Annotated in this window: 19 protein-coding genes; 10 read left to right on the forward strand and 9 right to left on the reverse strand. The window is 71.9% G+C overall.

Features of this window, described 5'->3' with window-relative positions; all coding sequences use genetic code 11:
- The first annotated feature begins 48 nt into the window (after window positions 1-48).
- Window positions 49-1,218: a diguanylate cyclase domain-containing protein gene (locus ACPCJR_RS16610; RefSeq protein WP_391513494.1), complete on the forward strand. Its 1,170-nt coding sequence runs from the start codon at window positions 49-51 to the stop codon at window positions 1,216-1,218.
- Window positions 1,219-1,241: 23 nt separating this feature from the next.
- Here the strand turns inward: ACPCJR_RS16610 and ACPCJR_RS16615 are convergent, their stop codons facing one another.
- From ACPCJR_RS16615 to ACPCJR_RS16630, 4 genes are all read right to left on the reverse strand, one after another.
- Window positions 1,242-5,300, reverse strand: coding sequence for a Pls/PosA family non-ribosomal peptide synthetase (locus tag ACPCJR_RS16615; protein WP_391513491.1), 4,059 nt, complete (start codon window positions 5,298-5,300; stop codon window positions 1,242-1,244).
- A 336-nt stretch (window positions 5,301-5,636) separates the two neighbouring features.
- Window positions 5,637-6,560, reverse strand: coding sequence for a hypothetical protein (locus ACPCJR_RS16620; RefSeq protein WP_391513489.1), 924 nt, complete (start codon window positions 6,558-6,560; stop codon window positions 5,637-5,639).
- Between the two features lie 11 nt (window positions 6,561-6,571).
- Entirely contained in the window at window positions 6,572-7,552 is a 981-nt protein-coding gene (locus ACPCJR_RS16625; protein WP_391513487.1) for an SPFH domain-containing protein, read from the reverse strand.
- A gap of 1 nt (window position 7,553) precedes the next feature.
- Complete coding sequence (locus ACPCJR_RS16630; RefSeq protein WP_391513485.1) at window positions 7,554-8,309, reverse strand: NUDIX hydrolase; 756 nt, start codon at window positions 8,307-8,309, stop codon at window positions 7,554-7,556.
- A gap of 243 nt (window positions 8,310-8,552) precedes the next feature.
- Between ACPCJR_RS16630 and ACPCJR_RS16635 the strand changes: the two genes are divergently transcribed.
- Window positions 8,553-9,164 carry a PepSY domain-containing protein gene (locus ACPCJR_RS16635; RefSeq protein WP_391513483.1) on the forward strand — a complete coding sequence of 204 codons (612 nt, stop codon included), beginning with the start codon at window positions 8,553-8,555 and terminating at the stop codon, window positions 9,162-9,164.
- 145 nt (window positions 9,165-9,309) lie between these two features.
- Here the strand turns inward: ACPCJR_RS16635 and ACPCJR_RS16640 are convergent, their stop codons facing one another.
- On the reverse strand, window positions 9,310-9,906 hold the full coding sequence (locus ACPCJR_RS16640; protein ID WP_391513481.1) for a histidine phosphatase family protein: 597 nt from the start codon (window positions 9,904-9,906) through the stop codon (window positions 9,310-9,312).
- A gap of 151 nt (window positions 9,907-10,057) precedes the next feature.
- On the opposite strand from ACPCJR_RS16640, the gene ACPCJR_RS16645 reads away from it, so the two are divergent.
- On the forward strand, window positions 10,058-11,044 hold the full coding sequence (locus tag ACPCJR_RS16645) for a polyphosphate kinase 2 family protein (RefSeq protein WP_391513479.1): 987 nt from the start codon (window positions 10,058-10,060) through the stop codon (window positions 11,042-11,044).
- A gap of 9 nt (window positions 11,045-11,053) precedes the next feature.
- Here the strand turns inward: ACPCJR_RS16645 and ACPCJR_RS16650 are convergent, their stop codons facing one another.
- Window positions 11,054-11,308, reverse strand: a complete 255-nt coding sequence (locus tag ACPCJR_RS16650; RefSeq protein ID WP_391513477.1) for a helix-turn-helix domain-containing protein — start codon at window positions 11,306-11,308, stop codon at window positions 11,054-11,056.
- 85 nt (window positions 11,309-11,393) lie between these two features.
- Here ACPCJR_RS16650 and ACPCJR_RS16655 point away from each other — a divergent pair, with 85 nt between their 5' ends.
- From ACPCJR_RS16655 to ACPCJR_RS16665, 3 genes are all read left to right on the forward strand, one after another.
- On the forward strand, window positions 11,394-11,675 hold the full coding sequence (locus ACPCJR_RS16655; RefSeq protein ID WP_391513475.1) for a hypothetical protein: 282 nt from the start codon (window positions 11,394-11,396) through the stop codon (window positions 11,673-11,675).
- A gap of 138 nt (window positions 11,676-11,813) precedes the next feature.
- Entirely contained in the window at window positions 11,814-12,968 is a 1,155-nt protein-coding gene (locus ACPCJR_RS16660) for an AAA family ATPase (RefSeq protein WP_391513473.1), read from the forward strand.
- Between the two features lie 3 nt (window positions 12,969-12,971).
- A complete protein-coding gene (locus ACPCJR_RS16665; RefSeq protein WP_391513471.1) occupies window positions 12,972-13,661 on the forward strand; it encodes an MOSC domain-containing protein in 690 nt (229 codons plus the stop codon).
- A 105-nt stretch (window positions 13,662-13,766) separates the two neighbouring features.
- Here ACPCJR_RS16665 and fabI read toward each other — a convergent pair whose 3' ends face one another.
- Both fabI and ACPCJR_RS16675 read right to left on the reverse strand, forming a co-directional pair.
- On the reverse strand, window positions 13,767-14,594 hold the full coding sequence (fabI, locus tag ACPCJR_RS16670; protein WP_391513469.1) for an enoyl-ACP reductase FabI: 828 nt from the start codon (window positions 14,592-14,594) through the stop codon (window positions 13,767-13,769).
- Window positions 14,595-14,820: 226 nt separating this feature from the next.
- Entirely contained in the window at window positions 14,821-15,771 is a 951-nt protein-coding gene (locus ACPCJR_RS16675; RefSeq protein ID WP_391513467.1) for a DnaJ C-terminal domain-containing protein, read from the reverse strand.
- A gap of 275 nt (window positions 15,772-16,046) precedes the next feature.
- Here ACPCJR_RS16675 and ACPCJR_RS16680 point away from each other — a divergent pair, with 275 nt between their 5' ends.
- Together ACPCJR_RS16680 and ACPCJR_RS16685 are read left to right on the forward strand one after the other, a co-directional pair.
- Window positions 16,047-17,699: a sensor histidine kinase gene (locus ACPCJR_RS16680; RefSeq protein WP_391513465.1), complete on the forward strand. Its 1,653-nt coding sequence runs from the start codon at window positions 16,047-16,049 to the stop codon at window positions 17,697-17,699.
- Window positions 17,700-17,704: 5 nt separating this feature from the next.
- Window positions 17,705-18,142 carry a response regulator gene (locus tag ACPCJR_RS16685; protein WP_391513463.1) on the forward strand — a complete coding sequence of 146 codons (438 nt, stop codon included), beginning with the start codon at window positions 17,705-17,707 and terminating at the stop codon, window positions 18,140-18,142.
- Here the strand turns inward: ACPCJR_RS16685 and ACPCJR_RS16690 are convergent.
- Window positions 18,112-19,155, reverse strand: coding sequence for a substrate-binding domain-containing protein (locus tag ACPCJR_RS16690; protein ID WP_391513461.1), 1,044 nt, complete (start codon window positions 19,153-19,155; stop codon window positions 18,112-18,114). The two genes, ACPCJR_RS16685 and ACPCJR_RS16690, sit on opposite strands and share 31 nt — an antisense overlap.
- A gap of 118 nt (window positions 19,156-19,273) precedes the next feature.
- On the opposite strand from ACPCJR_RS16690, the gene ACPCJR_RS16695 reads away from it, so the two are divergent.
- Both ACPCJR_RS16695 and ACPCJR_RS16700 read left to right on the forward strand, forming a co-directional pair.
- Entirely contained in the window at window positions 19,274-20,059 is a 786-nt protein-coding gene (locus ACPCJR_RS16695) for a recombinase family protein (RefSeq protein WP_391513459.1), read from the forward strand.
- Between the two features lie 40 nt (window positions 20,060-20,099).
- Complete coding sequence (locus ACPCJR_RS16700) at window positions 20,100-20,402, forward strand: hypothetical protein (RefSeq protein WP_331288918.1); 303 nt, start codon at window positions 20,100-20,102, stop codon at window positions 20,400-20,402.
- The last annotated feature ends 12 nt before the right edge of the window (window positions 20,403-20,414 follow it).

Consider the following 20,414-nt stretch of genomic DNA (forward strand, 5'->3'; position numbering starts at 1 on the left):
TGATTTACATTTGATGGCCTAAGACCGCTCGGGTGCGGAGTCGATGAGATGGCGCCCAAGCCGATGCATGAGCCGATGCATGTTGAAGACCTGCCGCGCACGAGGCTCGTGCGTTGGCTGGCGGCTTCTGGGCCGAACGTGCCGGACGAGATCCAGGCACGTCTGACCAGGGACTTCATGGTCCCGCTCTCCGCTGGCGCCATCGGCGTGCTCGGCGACGGCAGCCTGCAGCTGATCGCCGCGCTCCGCCACCCCGATGGTCCGTTCCTGTGGCTGCTCGGCGCCGGCATCCTGATCCTCGTCCTGAGGGCAGCCTTCGATCTCGTCCGCCGGCACCCTCGCTGGAAACGCTGGGCGCCCATCGATCTCTACTTCTTCCTTGGCCACCTCTGGCTGGCGGTCGTCGGCATCGGCAGCGCCCTGGTGTTCGCGACGGGCGACCCGCTGCTGCAGATCCTCGCGGCCGTCGCCCTGATGGGCGTCGCCAACGGCCTGACCATGCGCGACACCGGGGCGCCGCGCTTCCTCGTCGTGCAGATCCTGCTGTGCACCCTGCCGATGTTGGTCGCGATCGCCTTCAGCGGCCAGCCGCTGCTCTCCATCCTCCTCATCCACATCCCGGTGTTCGACGCCTACATGATCGCCAAGGTGTTCGAGATGAACCGGCTCCACCTCGCCTCGGTCATGGCCGAGCGCGAGAGCGAGCGCCGCGCCATGCGCGACGTGCTGACGGGGCTGTCCAACCGGGCCGGCTTGATGGAGGCGCTGACGCGCAACCTGCAGCGCCGGGGTGAAGGGCCCTTCTCGCTGCTCTATCTCGACCTCGACGGCTTCAAGGCCGTCAACGACACCCGCGGCCACGCCACCGGCGACCTGCTGCTCCAGGCGGTGGCGGCGCGGATCGGCGAGACGGTTCCGGAGTGCGGCATCGCCGCCCGGCTCGGCGGCGACGAGTTCGTGGTGCTCATCCCCGGATGCGGCGAGCGGGCCGCCGCGGAACTCGGCACGCGCCTCGTCGCCGCGGTGTCGCGTCCCTACGCGCTCGGCGCGGGCACGGTGCGGGTGGGCGTCAGCATCGGCATCGCCTGCGCCGAGGCCGGTCTCGCTCCCGACGAGCTCCTCGCCCGGGCCGACGCGGCGCTCTACACCGCCAAGGCCGCCGGCAAGGGACGGTGCGCCCTGGCAGACCCGGAGACGCACGGCCCGCTCGCCGCCTGAGCCCGCCCCACCCGGGGGAGGCGTCACGCTGCCCCGTGCACCACCGGCACGGCGGGCGCGCCCTCCCACTCGGAATGCGCCGGGATCGACTCGCCCTTCATCACGATGGTGAGCGGGCGCAGCCGGGCGTAGTCGCCGACATGGCTGTCGTAGAGCACCGTGGAGAAGGCCCCGACCGAGACGCCGCGCCCGACCACGACGGGCCCGACCTTCATGATGCGGTCCTCGTAGAGATGGGTCTGGAGCGCCGCCGAACGGTTGATCGTGGCGTAGTCGCCGATCGTGACGCAGTCGAACTCGGTGATGTCGGTCATCAGGAGGCAGGTGCCCCGGCCGACCCGCACGCCGAACAGCCGCAGCACCCAGGGCAGGAACGGCGTGCCGGTCAGATGCTCCAGCAGCACCTTGCCGGCCAGGCCCCAATAAGCGACGGCGATCGCCTCGGTGCGCATGGCCCACCACGACCACATCGGCCGCATGCCGGGGCGGTAGCGCCCCATCAGGAGCCATTTGAGGGCGATGACGCTGCTCGTCTGGATCAGCGCGATGGCCACGCTCGCGCCCACGAAGGCCAGCGCCAGCCCGCCCCAATCCTCGGCCAGGATCGCCGGGTAGAACACCCAGTCGATCGCGCAGATGGCGAGCGAGATGTAGAGCATCGGCGAGAACGAGGTGGCGAAGGCCTCGAACAGGCCGCGCCGGAGCCGGGCCCACACGCTCGGCTCGAAGGTCTGCGCGACCGAGCCGAGATCGACCTTCTGGCGCACCGGCAGGCGGATCGGCGGCGAGCCGAACCACGTCTCCCCCGGTCCCATCCGGTCGTTGGCCGGCGGCTTCGACTTGATGCCGATCAGCACGTCGTCGGGTATCCTGGCGCCCGGCGGCAGCACGCCGTCGTTGCCGACGAAGACGCGGGCGCCGGTCTCGACCGGGTGCAGGTGCATCCAGCCGCGGCGGATCTCCTCCTCGCCGACCACCACCTCGTCGGCGACGAAGTTGTTGGCGCCGACTGCCACGAGGTCGTGGCGGGAGCCGAGATTGGTCGAGATCTCGGCGCCCCGGCCCATCCTTGCCCCCATCAGCCGGTACCAGGCCCGCATGTAGACGGTGGCGAACAGCGAGGAGAGCGTCTCCAGCGTCACTTCTGAGGCGAGCGCGACGAGCCATTTGCGCAGGTAGAAGCCCGACCAGATCGAATAGGTGCCGTGCGTGACCCGCGGCAGCACCGCCCAGCGGATGGCGGCGATGAGCAGCACCGTGCCCGCCGTCATCAGCATGGCGGTGGGCCAGGTCAGCAGCGGCAGGTAGGCGTGGTAATCGACGTCGGTCAGTTCCGAGAGCCGGTCGGAGATCTGGTCGAAGATGTAGAAGGCCGGGAAGATCGGCAGCAGGCCGACCGCCGGCACCGCCGCGAGCAGGAAGGCGTAGACCGCGCCGAAGGCCGCCCGGCGGGCGGGGGAGGCGGTGGCCGGCTCCGGCAGGGCGGAGAAATCGACGGTGCCGACCCGGCGCCCCGGCGAGCCGTCCCAGGCCTCGGCGGTGCCGACGACCGTGCTGGCGGGCACCGTGGTGAGATCGGCGATCTCGGCGTGATCCTCGATCACCGCGCCGGGGCCGATCACGCAGGAGGCGCCGATGGCCACGTCCTCGCCGATGGCCACGGAACCGATGACGAGTTCGTTGCCGACGACCTCCGCGTTGGCGATGACGAGGCGTCCGCCGAGGGACGAGCCGCGGCCGATGCTGAGCAGGTCGGCAGCACCCACGTCGAGGTCGGAGATCAGCACGTCCTCGCCGATCCGCGCGCCGAGCAGGCGCAGATAGGTGACGATGACGGGCGAGCCCTGGAGCCACTTGATGTGCACGAGCGGCGCCAGGCGCTGCGCCAGCCACCAGCGGTAATAGTAGACGCCCCAGAGCGGGTAGCGCCCGGGCTTGGTCCGCCCGAGGATCAGCCACTTGGCGGCGATCGCGATCGTCGCGGTCACGGCGTTGATGCCGATATAGACCAGCAAGAGGACGCCGAGTTCGCCCCAGAAGCCGAGGCCGCCGCCGGTCAGCAGCAGGTAGGTGACGAAGATGCCGAGCCATTGCGCGGTGGCCAGCGCGATGACGAAGGGCAGCGCCAAGCCTTGCGCCAGCCCGCAGAGCACCCGGCGCAGCAGCGGGGGCGGCTCGAAGCCGAGGTCGCGGATCGCGGTCTGCGCGCCGGCCCCGCCCGTGCGCTCGATCAGAGTCTCGGCCATCACCCGCAGAGTGCGGCCGTTATAGACGTCCTGAAGGGTGATGCCGGCCAGAGCCGGCGTCTCGCGCACCGCGCCGACGAAGCGGGCGGCGAGCAGCGAGTGGCCGCCGAGTTCGGAGAAGAAGTCGGCCTCGAAGCCGATCGGCCCGTCGCCGAACACCCGCTTGGCCGCCGCCAGCAGGGCGGCCTCGGTCTCGTTGTCGGGGGCCTCCTGCTCGGCCTGGGCCACCGCGACGGTCAGCGGCGCGATCCGCAGCGCCTTGCGGTCGACCTTGCCGGAGGTGAGCCGGGGCAGGGTCTCGACCGTCTCGAAATGGCCGGGCACCATGTAGGGCGGCATCTGCGCCGCGAGATTCTTTCGCAGGGCCGGGCGGTCGAGATCGGCGCCGCGCTCGGGCACGAGGAAGGCCACGAGGCGATCGACCTCGTCGTCGCGGCGCAGCACCACCGCCGCCTGGTTGATCCCGGCCTCCGCCCGGATGCGGGCCTCGATCTCGCCGAGCTCCACGCGAAAACCGCGGATCTTGACCTGATCGTCGATGCGCCCGTGGAAGAGGATGTCGCCGTCGGCCGTCATCGAGACGGCGTCGCCCGAGCGGTAGAGCACCGGATCGGTCCCGTCGGACGGGTAGGGATTGGCGACGAACTTTTCCGCCGTCAGCTCGGGCCGCTTGAGGTAGCCCGCCGCGACGCCGGGGCCGCCGATCAACAGCTCGCCGGGCTCGCCGGAGCGTAAGAGGTTCAGGGCCTCGTCGGCGACGTAGACCGAATAGTTCGGGATCGGGCCGCCGATGGTGACGGGCCGGCCCGGCCGCATCTCGGCGGCGGTCGCCACCACGGTGGCTTCCGTCGGCCCGTAGGTGTTGAACAGGCGCCGCTTGTCGGTCGCCCAGCGCGCCACCAGCGGCTCGGGCAGGGCCTCGCCGCCGAGCAGCACGAGGCGGACGGTGGGCAGGTCGCCGGGGATCATGGCGAGCAGGGTCGGCACCGTGTCGAGTACGGTGATCCGGGCCTCCGCGATGATCGCGGGCAGGGATTCGACGTCGCCCATCATGGCCGGGCTCGCCACGAACAGGCAGGCGCCGACGAGATAGGGAACCCAGATCTCCTCCATCGAGAGATCGAAGGCGACGGAAGCGCCCTGGAACACCACGTCCTCGGCGGAGAGGCCGTAGACGGCGTTGCCCGCGCGCAGGAAGTGGCAGATGTTGGCGTGGCTGATGCTGATGCCCTTCGGCACGCCGGTCGAGCCCGAGGTGTAGATCAGGTAGGCCGGGTGCTCCGGCCCGAGGCCGGCGGCCGCGAGATCGGGCGCGGAGGCCCCCTGCCCCGCCGCCAGCAGCTCGGCCGTGGTGAGCGCGGGCGTGCCCTCCGGCGCCTGGGGCCGCAGCGTCTCGGACACGAGGAGCGCCTTGGCCTCGGCGTCGTTCAGGCAGACCGCGACCCGGTCGGCGGGCGCCTCGGCGTCGAAGGGGAGCCAAGCGGCCCCGGATTTCGTGATGCCGATCTGCGCGATCAGCAGTTCCGTGCCGCGGGCCATCCACAGGCCGACCACGTCGCCGGGGCCGATGCCGCGGGCGAAAAGCCCGGCGGCGACGGCGTCGGAGCGGGCATCGACCTGCCCGTAGGTCAGGACCGGACGGCGCCCGTCGGGCGCGGGCGCGGCGGCGTCGATCAGGCAGGGGGCGTCGGGGCGCGCGGCGGCGCTCGCCCGGAACAGCTCGGCCAGCGTCTCCCGGCGGATCAGGTCGGGACGGGCCTCGCCCCGCAGCACCGCCCGGTCGCCCTCCCGCCCCTCGTCCGCCCGCGTCCGGCTCTCCTCGGCGAGACCGCTCATCCGATGCTCCGCTGCCGATTCCACGTGCTGCCCATTTCCGGATGGTCGAGACCCGCCGCGCCTGCGACGCGTGCGCGGCCCCCGCCGCGGTATCGCCCCATGCGCAAGACCCTTGGCGGTTTTGCGACGGGATTGGGCCGGTACGGGTGATTGTGGTCCGGCCTCCCCCGAGCCGGCCACGGAATCGTCCCATACACGGGATGGGTGCCCAGGAAAGGTGCCTCCGCAAACGCCGCGCGCCGGCCCGGGCGCATCGGCCCGCTTTCGGGTTCGCTCGGCTTTGCCCCGCGAGGGTGGAGAGGCCCCTCGGCCCGAAGCATACGATCGGAGCCCGTGTCAGCCCGTGACGAGGTGCAGCGCCCGCGAAGCGGGGGCGATCCGCACCCGCTGCCCCCAGCCGAACCCCAGAAAATCCTGTTCGATGCCGTCGGCGAAGACCACGCCGCCCTCGTTCATCCGCGATGTGACCACGAGGGGCGCCCCGGTCAGCTTGCCGGCCCGCAGCCGGGTGGCGGTGGCGACGCTGGGGAACGGCTCGCGCACCCAGAAGCCGACCGCCCGCTCCTGCGGCGCCAGCGACGGGCCGAGACGGGTCGCCTCGGCGATCGAGCGCGCCCAGCCGGTGGCGCCCGTGCCGGAGGCGACGATGAGGCCGCTGGAGGAGTGCTCCTCCATCTCATTCTCCTGCGCCTCGGTCTCCGACGCGTCCCGCGGCACCTCGATCCGGTAGCGGGCGGATTGGTGGCTGCGGTGGCCCACGAAGATCTCGTTGAGGGCGAACAGGCTCTGCCCGCCGTCGAGCACCGCCTGGACCATGGTGCGCCGCTCGATCCCCACCTCGCCCGCCGCGCTCGCCGGGAGCAGCCGGTCCAGACGCTCGACGGCGTGGCGCGCCAGCACCCCGTCGTAGAGGTCGGGCGCCGGGTTGACCCCGATCACCGGCTGCTCGGCCAGATATTTCGCGACGTTGGCGACCAGCCCGTCCTGGCCCAGGGCGACGACGACGTCGTCGGGGCCGAACAGGAAGCGGTCGAGATCGGCCCGCCGCACCAGGGTCTGGCGCCACTCCCCCGGCACCGCGGCCCGCGCCCGCGCCAGCGCGGCCTGGAAGCGCCCGTGGCGGGCCTCGACCTCGGCCAGCCCCTGGCCCCGGCTCTCGAGGAAGAAGCGCGCCTGCCCCCGCGTGGCGTGCCGGGCGATGAGCAGTTCGTAGTCGGTCTCGCGGGTGACGAAGACCGCCCGGGGGGTGATCGCGGCCATGGCCCCTTCCTCTAGCGCAGCGGGATGCCGCCGGACCGGCGGACCTCGCCGATCAGGGTGGCGAGCAGGTCCGGATTGATCGTGACGTGCTCGATCGTGTCGAGCTTGCCCGCCAGCGCCTGGGCGGCCAGCCCGAGCAGGGTGCCCGGCGCCACGTCGCGGTAGATCGCGATGCGGGCCTGCTCGGCCTCGGCGCGCGCGCCCTCGACCGCGCGGATGCGCTCGGCCTCCGCGCCCGCCGCGATGCCTTCCGCCTCGGCCCGCCCTTTCGCCCGGTTGCGGGCGTTCTGGGCCTCCTCGGCGATCAGCAGCGCCTCGCGCCGGGCCAGCTCGGTCTTGGTCGCGAGTTCGTTCTCGGCGATCGCCCGCTCCTTCTCCACGGCGAGCGCCCGGCGGGCGAAGGTGGCCTCGTCCGCCTTCTGCTGCAGCGCCTCGTAGGTCGGCGTCTGGAGCGCGCGCTCCAGCTCGCTCGACGGGGCGAGGTTGGTGAGCCGCACCGAGACCACGGCGACGCCGATCTCGGCCAGCGAGGGCTCGGCGGCGAGGGCTGCGTGCAACTGCCCGCGCAGCGCCTCCGGCCCGGCATCGAGCAGGGCGCGGACCGGCGCGCCGCCGAGGAATTGCAGCACGGTCTGGTTGGCGAGCCCGGCGATGCGCGCCTCGATCCGCTCAATCGGCTCGCCCTGGAGCCGGCCGGTGCGCAGGTCCAGCGAGAAATCGACCCGGGCGGCGAGCCGCTCGGGGTCCGCGACGTGCCAGCCGATGCTGCCCTGCACCGCGACCGCCTGGAAATCCTGGCTGCGGCCGCGCACGAACAGGGTCATCTCCCGGTCGTCCATGGGCAGTTCGCTGATGCTCGCCGTCTCCGGCCGGAACCAGAAGACGAGGCCGCGCCCGCTCTGGCGCGGGCGGCCGTTGCGGTAGCGGACGACGTAGTGGCTCGCCTCGCTCCGCAGCTGGGAGAGAACGCCGAAGCGGCGGATCGTGGCCATGTCAGTCTCCTTGTCGAGAGGGGTCTTGCGGGGCGGGATTGCAAAAGCGGTACAGCTCGGCCGGGCGGTAGGAGGTGCCCGCCTCGTGCCGCCCCGTGGGGGCGAGCCAGCCGCGGTCGAGCATCCGGCGGCGGAAGGCGGGCTTGTTCAGCGGCGTGCCGAGGATCGCCTCGTGCACGTCCTGGAGCTGGCGCAGGGTGAACAGCTCGGGCAGCAGCGCGAAGCCGACCTCGGAATAGTCGAGCTTTCCCCGCAGCCGCCGCAGGGCCATGGCCAGGATCTCGCCGTGGTCGAAGGCGAGGCTCAGCGCCTCGCCCGAGGCGGAGAGGGCCGTCGCCGGCCCGTCCGCCCCGGGCGGCACGAGCGTGGCCGGATGCAGGGCCGGCGCGCCGGCCAGCGCCTCGGCGAACGCGGCCTCCGTCAGCAGGGCGAGATAGGCCACCGTGACGATCCGCATGCGCGGATCCCGCTCCACGGCGCCGAAGGTGTAGAGCTGCTCCAGATGCGCGGGCGCGCCGCCCGCCTTCTCGCGCAGGACGCGCCCGGCGGCCGCCTCGAGCGCCTCGTCGATCCCGACGAAGCCGCCGGGGAGCGCGTGGCGGCCGGCATGGGGGTGCCGGTCGCGCCGCAGCAGCAGGACGGCGGGGCGTCCCTCCCGCAGCCCGATCAGCACCAGATCGACCGCGAGGGCGGGCCGCGCGTAGTCGGCCGGATCGTAGCGCGCCAGAAACGCGGATTCCGTCTCGGTCTCGCGCATGGGATCGACTCCGGAACGAGTAATATCCAATCTGCGAATTAGTTATGCGCGATGTGGATATATGTCAAGCGGAAGCGCCTGCCCGGTCCCTCGCCCCGCCCGACGGACCTCAGCCCCGGGGAGGGCCGAACTGGAACAGGGTCCCGCCGGCATTGGGGGAAATCGGCGATTGGTGCGTCGCAACCAAGCCGCCCCCCGGATCGTTCGGGATCGCACCACAACCCGCAAACGGGAGACACCGCCATGTCAGCCATGACCCTCCGCCTCGCCGCCGCCGCCGGCCTGCTCGCCCTGACGACCGGGCTCGCCGCCGCCCAGAATCCCGACCTGACCAAGAACCCCGAGAATACCGGCCGCGCGCCCACCGCGACGCAGGCCACCAAGGACGACAGCAGCCTCAAGGAGTGGCAGCTCGCCAAGTCGGCCAAGGTCGATCTGGCCAAGGCCATCGCCGCCGCCGAGGGCAAGGGCGAGGAGAAGGGCGGCAAGGCGATCGATGCCGACTTCGAGAAGGCCGACAGCAAGAACCCGGCCCATTACGCGATCAAGGTCGTGTACCCGAGCGGCAAGCTCGTCGAGCACGGCATCAACGCCGATACCGGCGAGGTCTACAAGTCCGAGAACCAGCCCTTCGAGCGCTACTTCACCCGCCTGAAGGTGAGCGACTTCCAGAACGCCAAGGTCTCGCTCAAGGACGCGATCGCGCTCGCCGAGAAGAAGGCGCCGGGCGGCAAGGCCTACGAGGCCGAGGTCGAGCGCGAGGGCAACGCCGTCGAGTACGAGATCAAGGTCGCGCTCGCCGACCGCGAGCAGGAGATCAAGGTCGGCCCGGACGGCACGGTGAAGAACGACTGATCAGGCTCCGGCCGGTCCGCCCGGCCGCGGCTTCCAGGGCCATTCCCGCACGGCAGGCCGGCTCCCCGATGGGGGCCGGCCTCGTCGTTTGGCCCCTCGGACGGCCTCCGATCGATGGCTTTGCAGGGCGGATGCCGTGCTCGGCTCAGGCCCAGCGCCAGCCACCGGGCTCGACGACGAGGACCTGCCCCTGGCGGATGCCCATGCGCGGGGCGGCGTAGATGTCGAGATGGCCGAGGACGACCAGGAGCGCCCGGGCGACGCCGCCATGGGCGACCATCACCGTGGGGCGGCGCAGCTCGGACACCGCCTCCTCCACCCGCGTCTCGACCATGGCGTAGCTCTCGGCCGTGTCGCCGCGGGGCCGGTAGCCCCAGCGGTCGCGGTCGCGCGCGGCGGCGCCCCCGGGATCGCGTCGCCGGATCTCGGCCCAGGTCCGCCCCTCCCAGGCGCCGAAGCCGATCTCCCGCAGCCGGAGATCGGTGCGGTAGCCCGCCGCCGGCAGGCCGATGCCGACGCGGATCGCTTCCATGGTGCGGCGGGTGCGGGTGAGCGGGCTCGCGACGTAGTCGGCGGTGGGCAGGGCCGCCCCGGCGATGCGGCGCAGGCGCTCGGCGGCCTCCTCGGCCTGGGCGAGGCCGCGGGCGTTGAGGTCGGTGTCGCGGTGGCCCTGGAGGCGCCCTTCCGCGTTCCAGTCCGTCTGGCCGTGGCGCACGAACCAGATCGTCGGGGCCCCGCTCACGCGACGGCTCCGCGGCATCCCCGCGAAAACCCCGACGCGCCGGATCGGGAACGGCGAAGGCGGCGCATCTGTTGGGGCTCCAAGCTTTTCCCTTCCTGCGGGGCCGCGCATCACGGTTCCGCGATCGGCTCCTGAGCGGGTAATCTTCGGCATGGCGCGCAAGAACGGCAAGGACGGCACCGGCCCGGGACCGGAGAAAGCGCGGGAAAGAAAGTCGCAGGCGGCGTGGCGCGACCATCCCCCCTCCTTCGCCGGATGGGCGCGGGCGGCGATCGCGGGCTCGGGTACCGCGCCGAGCCTGTCGCCCCATCTCCACCCCGTCCCGCCGCCGGCCGCGCCGGGCATCGTCACCGTCGAGCCGGGCGCGCGCTTCACCCTCGCCGCCGTCGATCCCGAAGCCAGCGGCGGCCTCGACAAGGCGGAGGCCAAGACGCTGCTGGCCGCGCAGCGCGACCGCATCCGGACGCTTCAGGAAAAGCTCTACGCCGAGCGCCGCCGCTCCCTGCTCGTGGTGTTCCAGGCGATCGACACCGGCGGCAAGGACGGCACCATCCGCAACGTGCTGGAGGGGGTGAACCCGCAGGGCTGCCGGGTCACCTCGTTCAAGGTGCCGAGCGCGCAGGAGCTCGATCAGGACTTCCTCTGGCGCTACCACACCCACGCCCCCGGCCGCGGCCTGATCGGCGTGTTCAACCGCAGCCACTACGAGGACGTGCTGGTGGTGCGGGTGAAGGGCCTGGTGCCGGAGGAGACGTGGCGCGAGCGCTACGGCCTCATCAACGACTTCGAGCGGCTGCTGACGCTCTCGGGCACGGTGATCCTGAAGTTCTTCCTGCACATCTCGAAGGATGAGCAGAAGGAGCGCCTGGAGGCGCGCCTCGCCGACCCGGAGAAGCACTGGAAGTTCGACCCCGCCGACCTCGTGGAGCGCAAGAGCTGGGACGCCTACCAGACCGCCTTCGACGACGCGCTGACCCGCTGCTCCACGCCCTACGCCCCCTGGCACGTGGTGCCGGCCAACCGCAAATGGGCCCGCAACGTGATGGTGGCCAAGACCATCGCCGACACGCTGGAGGCGATGGACCCGCGCTTTCCCGAGCCGCGCGAGGGGCTGGAGGGGATCAAGGTGCCGGATTGAGCGGGCCGTTCAACGCCCCGGAGGCGGGGCGATCCGCCGGAGGTCGTCGATGGCCGCGGCCGGGTCGAAGCCGAGGATCTCCGCCAGTGCGATGAACTCCACCACGTCGACGCGGCGCTGTCCGCTCTCGAGGCGGGCGACGAGCGACTGGTAGGCGCCGAGCCGGGCCGCGAGATCGCTCTGCGTCATGCCGGCCGCCTCGCGGCTTTTGACGAGGAGGTCGATCAGGGCGGCCTGACGCGCCGTACCGAGTGTCTTTGCCAATGCCCCCCCGCATGTCGAGAGGGGCTTCCGCTAATCTGTTTTTCGGATTATCTTAAAAACAGATAATCGGAGCACCAATGCGGGCATGCACGCGATGGAGACGGCTGTTCTCTGGGCAGCACACGGGCTCGCGATCCTGCCTCTTCTGATCGGCCTCGGCTGGACGCTTGCGGAGGGCTGGATAAGGCCGCGCTTGATCGCCCGATCCGAGATCGAGCGCTTGGCCGACGCGCTCATGGGGCGGTATCCCGACGACCCGGAACATGCCGCTTACGTGGAGGAGCAGGCCGCATGGTTCCGGTCGGAAACATTCGAACAGGGGAAGTGGAACCGCGTTCGCAGACTGCTCCGGAGGCGGCTCGCCTGACGGCGCGAAAAGAGCGCCTGAATCGTGCTCGCGGAAGGCCCCCCTAGGACGAAGGTGAACCGCACCGGGTTTCCCGAAATCGCGAAGACGGTATGGGTTCGCTCAAGCGAGTGGGAGACCTGCGCGGAGGAGACCTGGATGCCCGTCGTTCGCGAGATCGAGGCGGCCGGCTACCGCTCGCTCAAACACATCCGCTTTCCGGTCGGGCCGCTCTCGGTCTTCGTCGGCGGCAACGGCACCGGCAAGACCAACCTCTACCGCGCCCTCGGCCTGCTCCAGGCGGCGTCTGCCGGCGCGCTGACCCGGGCGCTCGCCGCGGAGGGCGGGATGGAATCGGTGCTCTGGGCCGGCACCCGCCGACGGGGCGAGCCCGCACGGGTGCGGCTCGGGGCCGAACTGTTCGACGACGCCACCGGCCAGAGCCACACCTACGCGGTGGAGGTCGGCCTCGTGCCGCAGGCGGGCGAGGAGATTTACGGGGCGGCCTTCGCCCGGGAGCCGCAGGTGAAGACCGAGCGCCTCGTCCTGCAGGCGGGCGCGCGGCCGGTCACCGTGCTCGACCGCGACGGCCCGGCGGGCTTCGTGCGCGACGAGGAGGGCCGCAAGCGCCCGTTCGGCACCGACCTGCTCCCGACCGAGACGGCGCTGGCCTCGCTTCGGGACGCGGCGCGCTTCCCCGAGATCCAGGTCGTCCGCCAAGCCATGGGCGCGTGGCGCTTCTACCACGACGTGCGCACCGATGCCGGCTCGCCCCTGCGCCGCCCCTGCCTCGCGGTGACGACGCCGACCCTGTCCTCCGACGGTGCCGACCTCGCCGCGGTCTTCGCCACGCTGGCCCATATCCGCGGCGACACCGCCGACCTCGACGCGGCGGTCGCCGACGCCTTCCCCGGCGCCCGCCTCGTTCTGCCGCCGCCGGAGCGCGAGGCCCGGTTCGGCCTGATCTTCTCGGAATATCCCAAGCGGGTGTTTGAGGCCTCCGAACTCTCCGACGGCACGCTGCGCTTCCTCGCGCTCGCGGGCGCGCTACTCGCCTACCGGCTGCCGCCCTTCCTGGCCCTGAACGAGCCCGAGACCAGCCTGCACCCGGACCTGATGGAGCCGCTGGCGCGGATGATCGCGCGGGCGGCGCAGCGCAGCCAGGTCTGGCTGGTGACCCATTCCGAGCGCCTCGCGGCCGCGGTGGCCGCCCATGGCGGCGTGCGCCCGCGCGTCGTGCTCAAGCGCGAGGGCGCGACCTGGATCGAGGGTCTGCGGCTCGCCGGGGATTTTTCGCAGAACGAGGAGGATTGAGGGATGCGGGTCGCGATTCTCAGCCTGCTGACCGGGCCGGTCGCCCCGCTCGGGGACGGGGGCGCCACCAGCGCCATCGCCAAGGGGCCGGTGGCGGGTCCGGTCGCGGTGGGGCGGCTGGGTCTCGCGGGCGACGCGCAGGCCGACCGCCGCTTCCACGGCGGCCCGGAAAAGGCCGTGCACCACTACGCCCTCGATCACGCCGCGGCTTGGCGCGCGGAACTGCCCGGTTTGCCCGAGCTGCTGGAGCGGCCCGGCGCCTTCGGCGAGAACGTTTCGACGATCGGCCTCACCGAAGCGGAGATCTGCGTCGGCGACCTGTGGCGGGCGGGCAGCGCCCTGCTTCAGGTCTCGCAGGCGCGCCAGCCCTGCTTCAAGCTCAACCTGCGCTTTTGCGTGCCGGACATGGCCCGGCGGGTTCAGGCGAGCGGGCGCACCGGCTGGTACTACCGGGTGATCGAGACCGGCACCGTGGCGGCGGGCGACACTCTGGACCTCGTGGAGCGCCCTCACCCGGACTGGCCGCTGGCGCGGCTGCTGCACCACTTTTACGTGGACCGCCTCGATGCGGCGGCTTTGCGGGCCATCGCCGCCCTTGAGCCGCTCTCGGAATCCTGGCGCGCCCTGGCCGCCCGTCGCCTCGCGAGCGGAGCGGTGGAGGATTGGCGCCGGAGGCTCGGGGAAGCGGGATGAGGCCCAGAGCATCGTCCCGAAAGGTGGCCACCGGCTTTCGGAAAAAAGACGATGCGAAACAAGAGGCGAGACCATCGTGCCGGATACGATATCCGGCACGATGGTCTAGTCGCGATCGCGGGTGATGTCGGGCGCGTCCGGGTTCTTCATGCCGACGACGTGGTAGCCGGCATCCACGTGCAGGATCTCGCCGGTCATGCCGCGGGACATGTCGGAGAACAGGTAGGCCGCGGTCTCGCCGACCTCCTCGATGGTCACGGTCCGGCGCATCGGCGCGTTGTACTCGTTCCACTTGAGGATGTAGCGGAAGTCGCCGATCCCCGAGGCCGCCAGCGTCTTGATCGGACCGGCCGAGATCGCGTTGACGCGGATCTGCTTCGGGCCGAGATCGGCGGCGAGGTAGCGCACGGAGGCTTCCAGCGCGGCTTTCGCGACGCCCATCACGTTGTAGTGGGGCATCCACTTCTCGGCGCCGTAATAGGTCAGGGTCAGCATCGAGCCGCCCTCGCGCATGATCTTTTCCGCGCGCTGCGCCACCGCCGTGAAGGAGTAGCAGGAGATCAGGAGCGACTTGGTGAAGTTCGCCTCCGAGGTCTCGAGGTAGCGGCCGGTCAGCTCGTCCTTGTCGGAGAAGGCGACGCAGTGGACCACGAAGTCGATCCCCTCGGGGAAGGCTTCGGCGGTCGCGGCGAAGACGGCATCGATCGAGGCCGGATCGGTCACGTCGCAATGGCCGACGACCCGGGCGTTCAGCTCCTTGGCCAGCGGCTCGACACGCTTCTTGAGCGCCTCGCCCTGGTAGGTGAAGGCGAGCTCCGCCCCGTGCGCGGCGGCGCTGCGCGCGATGCCCCAGGCGATCGAGCGATTGTTGGCCACCCCCAGCACCAGCCCGCGCTTGCCCGCGAGCAGCCCGCCCGGCTTCTGATCCGACATGCCTCACCTTCGCTTCGGCCGCGCGGGCACCTTCCAACGGGGAGGGCCCTGCGCCGGGGCCTCCTTAGCGGAGGGCCGGCGGAGGGGGAAGCCTGCTTGGTTTCTTCGCGGGCCGGGTGCCACGCTCGATCGCCGACGCCGGGGGCCGGTCTCGGGGCCCGTCTCAAAGCCGGTCTGCCTTGAGATGGGCCCTGCGCCAGCCGGCTGGAGAGGCGCCGGCGGGCGCTCAGGCCGTGCCGGCCTTCGCCTCGCGGCGGCGGCGGGCATAGTCGGTCAGCGCCGCATCCTCGCCCGCGGGCAGGACGATGGCGGTCGTCGCGAACAGGTCGCCGGACGTGCCGTCCTTCTTCGGCAGGCCTTTGCCGCGCAGGCGGAAGGTGCGGCCGGAACTGGTCATCGGCGGCACCTTCATCTCGACCGCCCCGGTGAGCGTCGGCACGCGCAGGGCCCCGCCGAGCACCGCGTCCTCCAGCGGCAGATCGACGGTGGCGCGCAGATCCGCCCCCTCCAGCTTGAACACGGGATGGGGCTGGATGCGGATGGTGAGCAGCACGTCGCCGGGCTCCCCGCGGGGGCCGCCCGGGCCGCCGAGGCCCCGCAGGCGGATGGTCTGGCCGTCGACGACGCCCTTGGGGATCATCACGTCGACGTCGCGTCCGCCCGGCAGGCCGATGCGCATCTTCTCCTCGCCCGCGACCTGCTCCAGCGAGACGCTGAGTTCGGCCGCCACGTCGTCGCCGCGCACGGGACCGCCGCGGCCGGCCCCCGGCCCGGCCCCGCCCGCGCGAAACGCCTCGCCGAAGATGTGGCTGATGAAGTCCTCGCCGATGCCGCCGGGCCCTGCCCCGCTTGCGCCGCCGCCGCCCCGCGCGCGGGTAAAGCCTTCGAAGTCGAAGCCGCCGCCACCGCCGCGTCCGCCGCCGAAACCGGAGAAGCCTTCGAAGCCGGTCGCCCGGGGCTTGCCCTCGGCATCGATCTCGCCGCGGTCGAACTGGCCGCGCTTCTCCTTGTCGCCGAGGATCTCGTAGGCCGTGTTCGCTTCGGCGAAGCGCTCCTTGGCCTTCGGGTCCTTGTTGCTGTCGGGGTGGTAGGCCTTGGCGAGCTTGCGGAAGGCCTTCTTGATCTCGGCCTCGCCCGCGCCCTTGGGCACACCCAGAACGTCGTAGGGGTTTCGCATCGGGGCTCTTTTGAAGGGATCGCAGCCGTACAGGGATACGGCCTCTGCCGCTCGGCGACAACGTGGGAAGGGCGTTGCGGTTCTGCAACACCCCGGCGGGCCGCATTCACCGATCCGTGCATGTTTTTCGCGCGAGCCTCGGCCGGGGGGGCACGGCCCCCGTGGAAGCGGGCCGGTTGCTTCGAGGAATCACCCTCGGGGCGCCAGGATGGCGACATGACACCCTCTCCGGGGGGCCGTATAACGGCGGACGCCAAGCTCCGCCGCCGGCCGCAATGATCCACCGCCCCGAGAGCTCCCTCACGCCGGACACTTCCGATCCGGCTCGCCTTGCCGAGCTCGAAGCCTTCGAGATCCTCGACACGGTTCCCGAGGAAGGGTTCGACGATGCGGTGCAGATCGCGCGGCTGATCTGCCATGCCCCGGTGGCCCTGATCAGCCTCGTCGCGGCCGACCGGCAATGGTTCAAGGCGCGGGCCGGATTCCCGGCCTGCGAGACCGATCTCGGCCGCTCCGTCTGCGCCTACGCGCTGAGCGAGCCGGATCTGCTCGTCATCCCCGACCTCTCCGCCGATCCGCGCACCCGCAACAACCCCCTGGTGACGGACGAGCCGCATATCCGCTTCTATGCCGGCGCGCCCCTGCGCAGTCCGAGCGGGCGCGTGATGGGGAGCCTGTGCGTGATCGACCACCGGCCCCGGCCGGAGGGGCTGACGGAGGCGCAGCAGGACGGCCTGCGCCGGCTGGCGCGCCAAGTGATGATCCTGCTGCGCGAGCGCCGCCAGCTCGCCCGAATGCAGGCGGCCGAGGTGCTGACGCGGGCCGCCGCAGCCCGCCGAGCCGCGCTGATCGAACTGGGCGACCATCTGCGCGACCGCCGCACGGTCGAGGAGATGACGGCGACGGCCGCCGAGATCGTCGGCCGGACCCTGAACGGCAGCCGCGCCGGGTATGGCGAGCTGGACGCGGGCGGCCGGTTCGTCTCGATCCCGCGGGACTGGTCCCTGCCCGGCGAGGCCAGCCTGGTCGGCCGGCACCGCCTCGCCGACGACGGCATCCTCGGCCCGGTGATCGAGCGCGGCGACACCCTGGTGGTCTCGGATGTCGGGACGGACGCGCGGACCGCCGACCACGCCGCGCCGTTCGGCGCCATCAACATCACCGCCATGCTCAACGTGCCGGTGCGCGAGCGCGGGCGCACGGTCGGCCTGCTGTTCGTTCACAGCCCCACGGTCCGGGCCTGGGCGCCGGAGGAGATCGCCTTCGCCCGCAACGTGGCCGACCGCGTGCAGGTCGGGCTCGCGCGCCTGCGGGCCGAGGAGCGGCAGGCCGTGCTCAACAAGGAGCTGGCCCACCGGCTCAAGAACACGCTGGCCATCGTGCAGTCGATCGCGACGCAGACGCTGCGGGGCGTCGCCGAGCGCCCGCTGGTCGAGGCGTTCGAGCGGCGGGTGCTGGCCCTGTCGCGCGCCCACGACGTGCTGATGCAGAGCAGCTGGAACGCCGCCCGGATGCGCGCCGCGATCGAGAGCGTCCTGGCGATGCAGGCCGACCCCGACAGCTACGCGCTCGACGGACCGGATCTCGACATCTCTTCGCAGGCGGCGCTGTCGCTGTCGCTGCTGCTGCACGAACTGGCCACCAACGCGCTCAAGTACGGCGCCCTGTCGGCGGGCACGGGGCGGGTGCGCGTCACGTGGCACGTCGAGGAGGGCCAAGCTCCCGCCCAAGCCCCCATCCTCGTGCTCGGCTGGACCGAGCGGGGCGGCCCCGGCGTCACCGCGCCGAGCGGACGCGGCGGCTTCGGCTCGAAGCTGATCCGCATGGGCCTCGTGGGAACGCGGGCCGCCGACATCCGTTACGACGCGGTGGGCCTCAGCGCCGAGTTCCGCGCGCCGCTCGCGGACATGCAGCCTCAGGCCGACTGATTCCCATGGCGCAGGTCCAAGCTCCCCCGTCGGTCCCGCCGCCGGCCCATGTCCTCATCATCGAGGACGATCCCATCCTGATGATGGCGCTGGTCGAGTTCGTCGAGGATGCCGGCTGCGTCGCGATCGAGGCGTCCACGGCGGCCGAGGCGATCGGCACCCTGGAAACCCGCCTCGACATCCGCGTGGTGCTGACCGACCTGGATCTGCGCGGCTCGCGCGCCGGGATGACGCTCGCCTCGGCGATCCGCGACCGCTGGCCGCCGATCGAACTGCTGATGGTATCGTCCCAGCCCTGGGAGGCGGCGCAGATCCCCGCGCGCGGCATCGTGCTCGGCAAGCCGTTCGACCGGCGCCGGATCGTGGCCGCACTCCAGAAATCCGCAGCTGAGCGCCCGCCCCGTGAACGGCTTCAGGGCGCGTCCGGTCCGGCGGGGCGATAGCCGGGCGTGCCGGCCGCGCGCGCCCGCACGGCGGCGATCAACGCCTCGAAGGCCGGGGCGGTGAGGGTGCGGCTCGCCGCGAGATAGTAGGTCTCCCAGCCCACCGACAGGAAATCGAGGCCGAGCCGGTCGGCCGCCGCCCGCACGCCGAGTCCGGCATCGGCCGCCCCGCAGGCGATCACGGCCGCGACCGCCTGATGCGTGAACTCCTCGACCGCGTAGCCGTGGATCGCGTCCGCGGAGAGGCCGGCCTCCGCCAGCATGCGGTCGAACCAGTTGCGCGTGCCCGATCCCCGCTGGCGGTTGACGTAGCGCACGCCCTGCGCGGTCAGGTCGGCGAGGCTGCGGATGCCGAGCGGGTTGCCGGGGGCGAGCAGAAGTCCCTGCTCGCGCTCGAACAAGGGGTGCGACACGAGCCCGGCGCTCGCATCGAGGCCGGAGAAGGGAAGGTCGGCCTGCTCGGGCGTCAGGGCTCCGCAGTGGAATCCCGCCGCATCGACGCCGCCGTCGAGGAGGAGCTTCACCGCCACGCTGCTGCCCATCACCGACAGCTCGATCTCGCCGTGCTCGGCCGGGATCTCGCGCAGGATTTCGATCAGCAGCGGATCGTGACTGGCCGCGAGTCGCAGCGCTCCGGCCCGGCCGGTGAGCAGACGCCGCAGACGGTGCTCGATGGCGCGGGTCTCGCGCCCGAGGCTCGCATCCAGCCCCGAGACCGCGGAGGCGAAGGCTTCCGCCAGGGTGGAGCCGAACTCCGTGAGTTCGGAGCCCTGGCCGCGGGTCTTGCGCACGAGCGGATGGCCGAGGGCGGCTTCGTAGGCCTGCAGCCGCGCCCAGGCCGCGCGATAGGACAGGCCGAGGGTCTCGGCGAAGCCCTTGATCGAACCCGTCCGCTCGATGGCCTCGAACACCACCATCAGATCGCGCACCTCAAGCACGCTCGAACCGATCTGCACCGTGCCGCCGAGCCGGAAGGCCACGGCGACGGAGACCTTATCGGCAGCTCCGTTCATATTGATGGGTCTCCAATAGTCGTACACATCAGATAGCGCGAAAGCCGGAGACGTGTCGCGGCTCGGCCGACCGATGTCCCCGCGCTTCGCCATGCAGACGCAGCGCGGCCGACCTCAGATGCCCTCAGACCTCTTCGTCTCCTATCTCCCTGCCGGATCGGGCCGATCCGGCTCCCCCCTGGCCGCCCGGCGCGCGGCGGTCGCCCGCTACGTCCGCGGACGCGGGCGGCTGGCCGGGGAGGTCGTCGAGACCGGAGCGGAGCGTCAGGGCTCGGAGCAGCCGGGCCTGCGCGAGGCGCTGACCCTGTGCCGCTTGCGCGGCGCCACGCTGCTGATGGCCGAACTCGGCGCCTTTGCCGAGGACCCCGCCTGTCTGCGCCACCTGAGCGCCGAGCTGCGCCGCCTGGATCTGCGCTTCGCCGCCGCCGACAGCCCCGAGGCCAGCGAGCTGACGCTCGGCATCATGGCGGCCCTGGCCGAGGCCGAGGACCGCTTGGGCGTGAGCCGCACCCCGGAGACGATGGCGCGCCGCCACGAGTTCTACGCACGGGTCACGGCCGAATGGCGGGCGAAGCCGCCGGCCGGGAAGGGCGGCGCGCCCGCCTCCATACCTGCCTCCAGGCCCGCCTCCGGGGCCGTTCGGCCCGCCGCTGCGGCGGATCACGGGAGTCTCGCGGCGCCCGCGCAGCGCAGCCGCGCGCGGGCGGAGCAGGTCGCGCCGATCCTGAGCGAGATCCGCGCCGCCGGCGCCCTGACGCTGGAGCAGGTCGCCAACGCCCTCAACGCCCTGGGCGTCCCCTCGGCGCGGGGGAACCGCTGGTACCCGATGCAGGTGACGCGGGTCGAGAAGCGCCTGGCCGCCGGGCGCGCGGCACACGCCGTCGAACACGCTCTTCACGCCTGATTTCGTGACCGAAATCGGGGTCGATCCGGAACTTCGAGGGATGGCTGCTTCTCTGACCGTCGGCGACCTCTTCAAGGCCAAGGCCGTCACCGACGAGCAGGTGAACACGGCGGTCGAGACCTATCTGACGAAGCCCGAGACATCGGCCCATCCGATCGCGGAGGGCTACACGGTCGACCTCGCCGCTGCCGTCGAGGGGCATGGCTGGGCGAGCCAGATCGCGGCCAACCCCGCGATCAACCCCGTGCTGAGGCGGGCGGCGGTCCAGACGGCGATCCTGCTGGCGCGGGCGCGCAAGGCGCGAACCGTGCGCCGGAAGGATCGAACCGCGCCCCCGGCCTGAGGGATGACGCCG

Origin of the sequence: Methylobacterium sp. NPDC097929 (assembly GCF_049543375.1) — a bacterium.
In the GTDB taxonomy this organism is placed as follows: Bacteria; Pseudomonadota; Alphaproteobacteria; order Rhizobiales; family Beijerinckiaceae; genus Methylobacterium.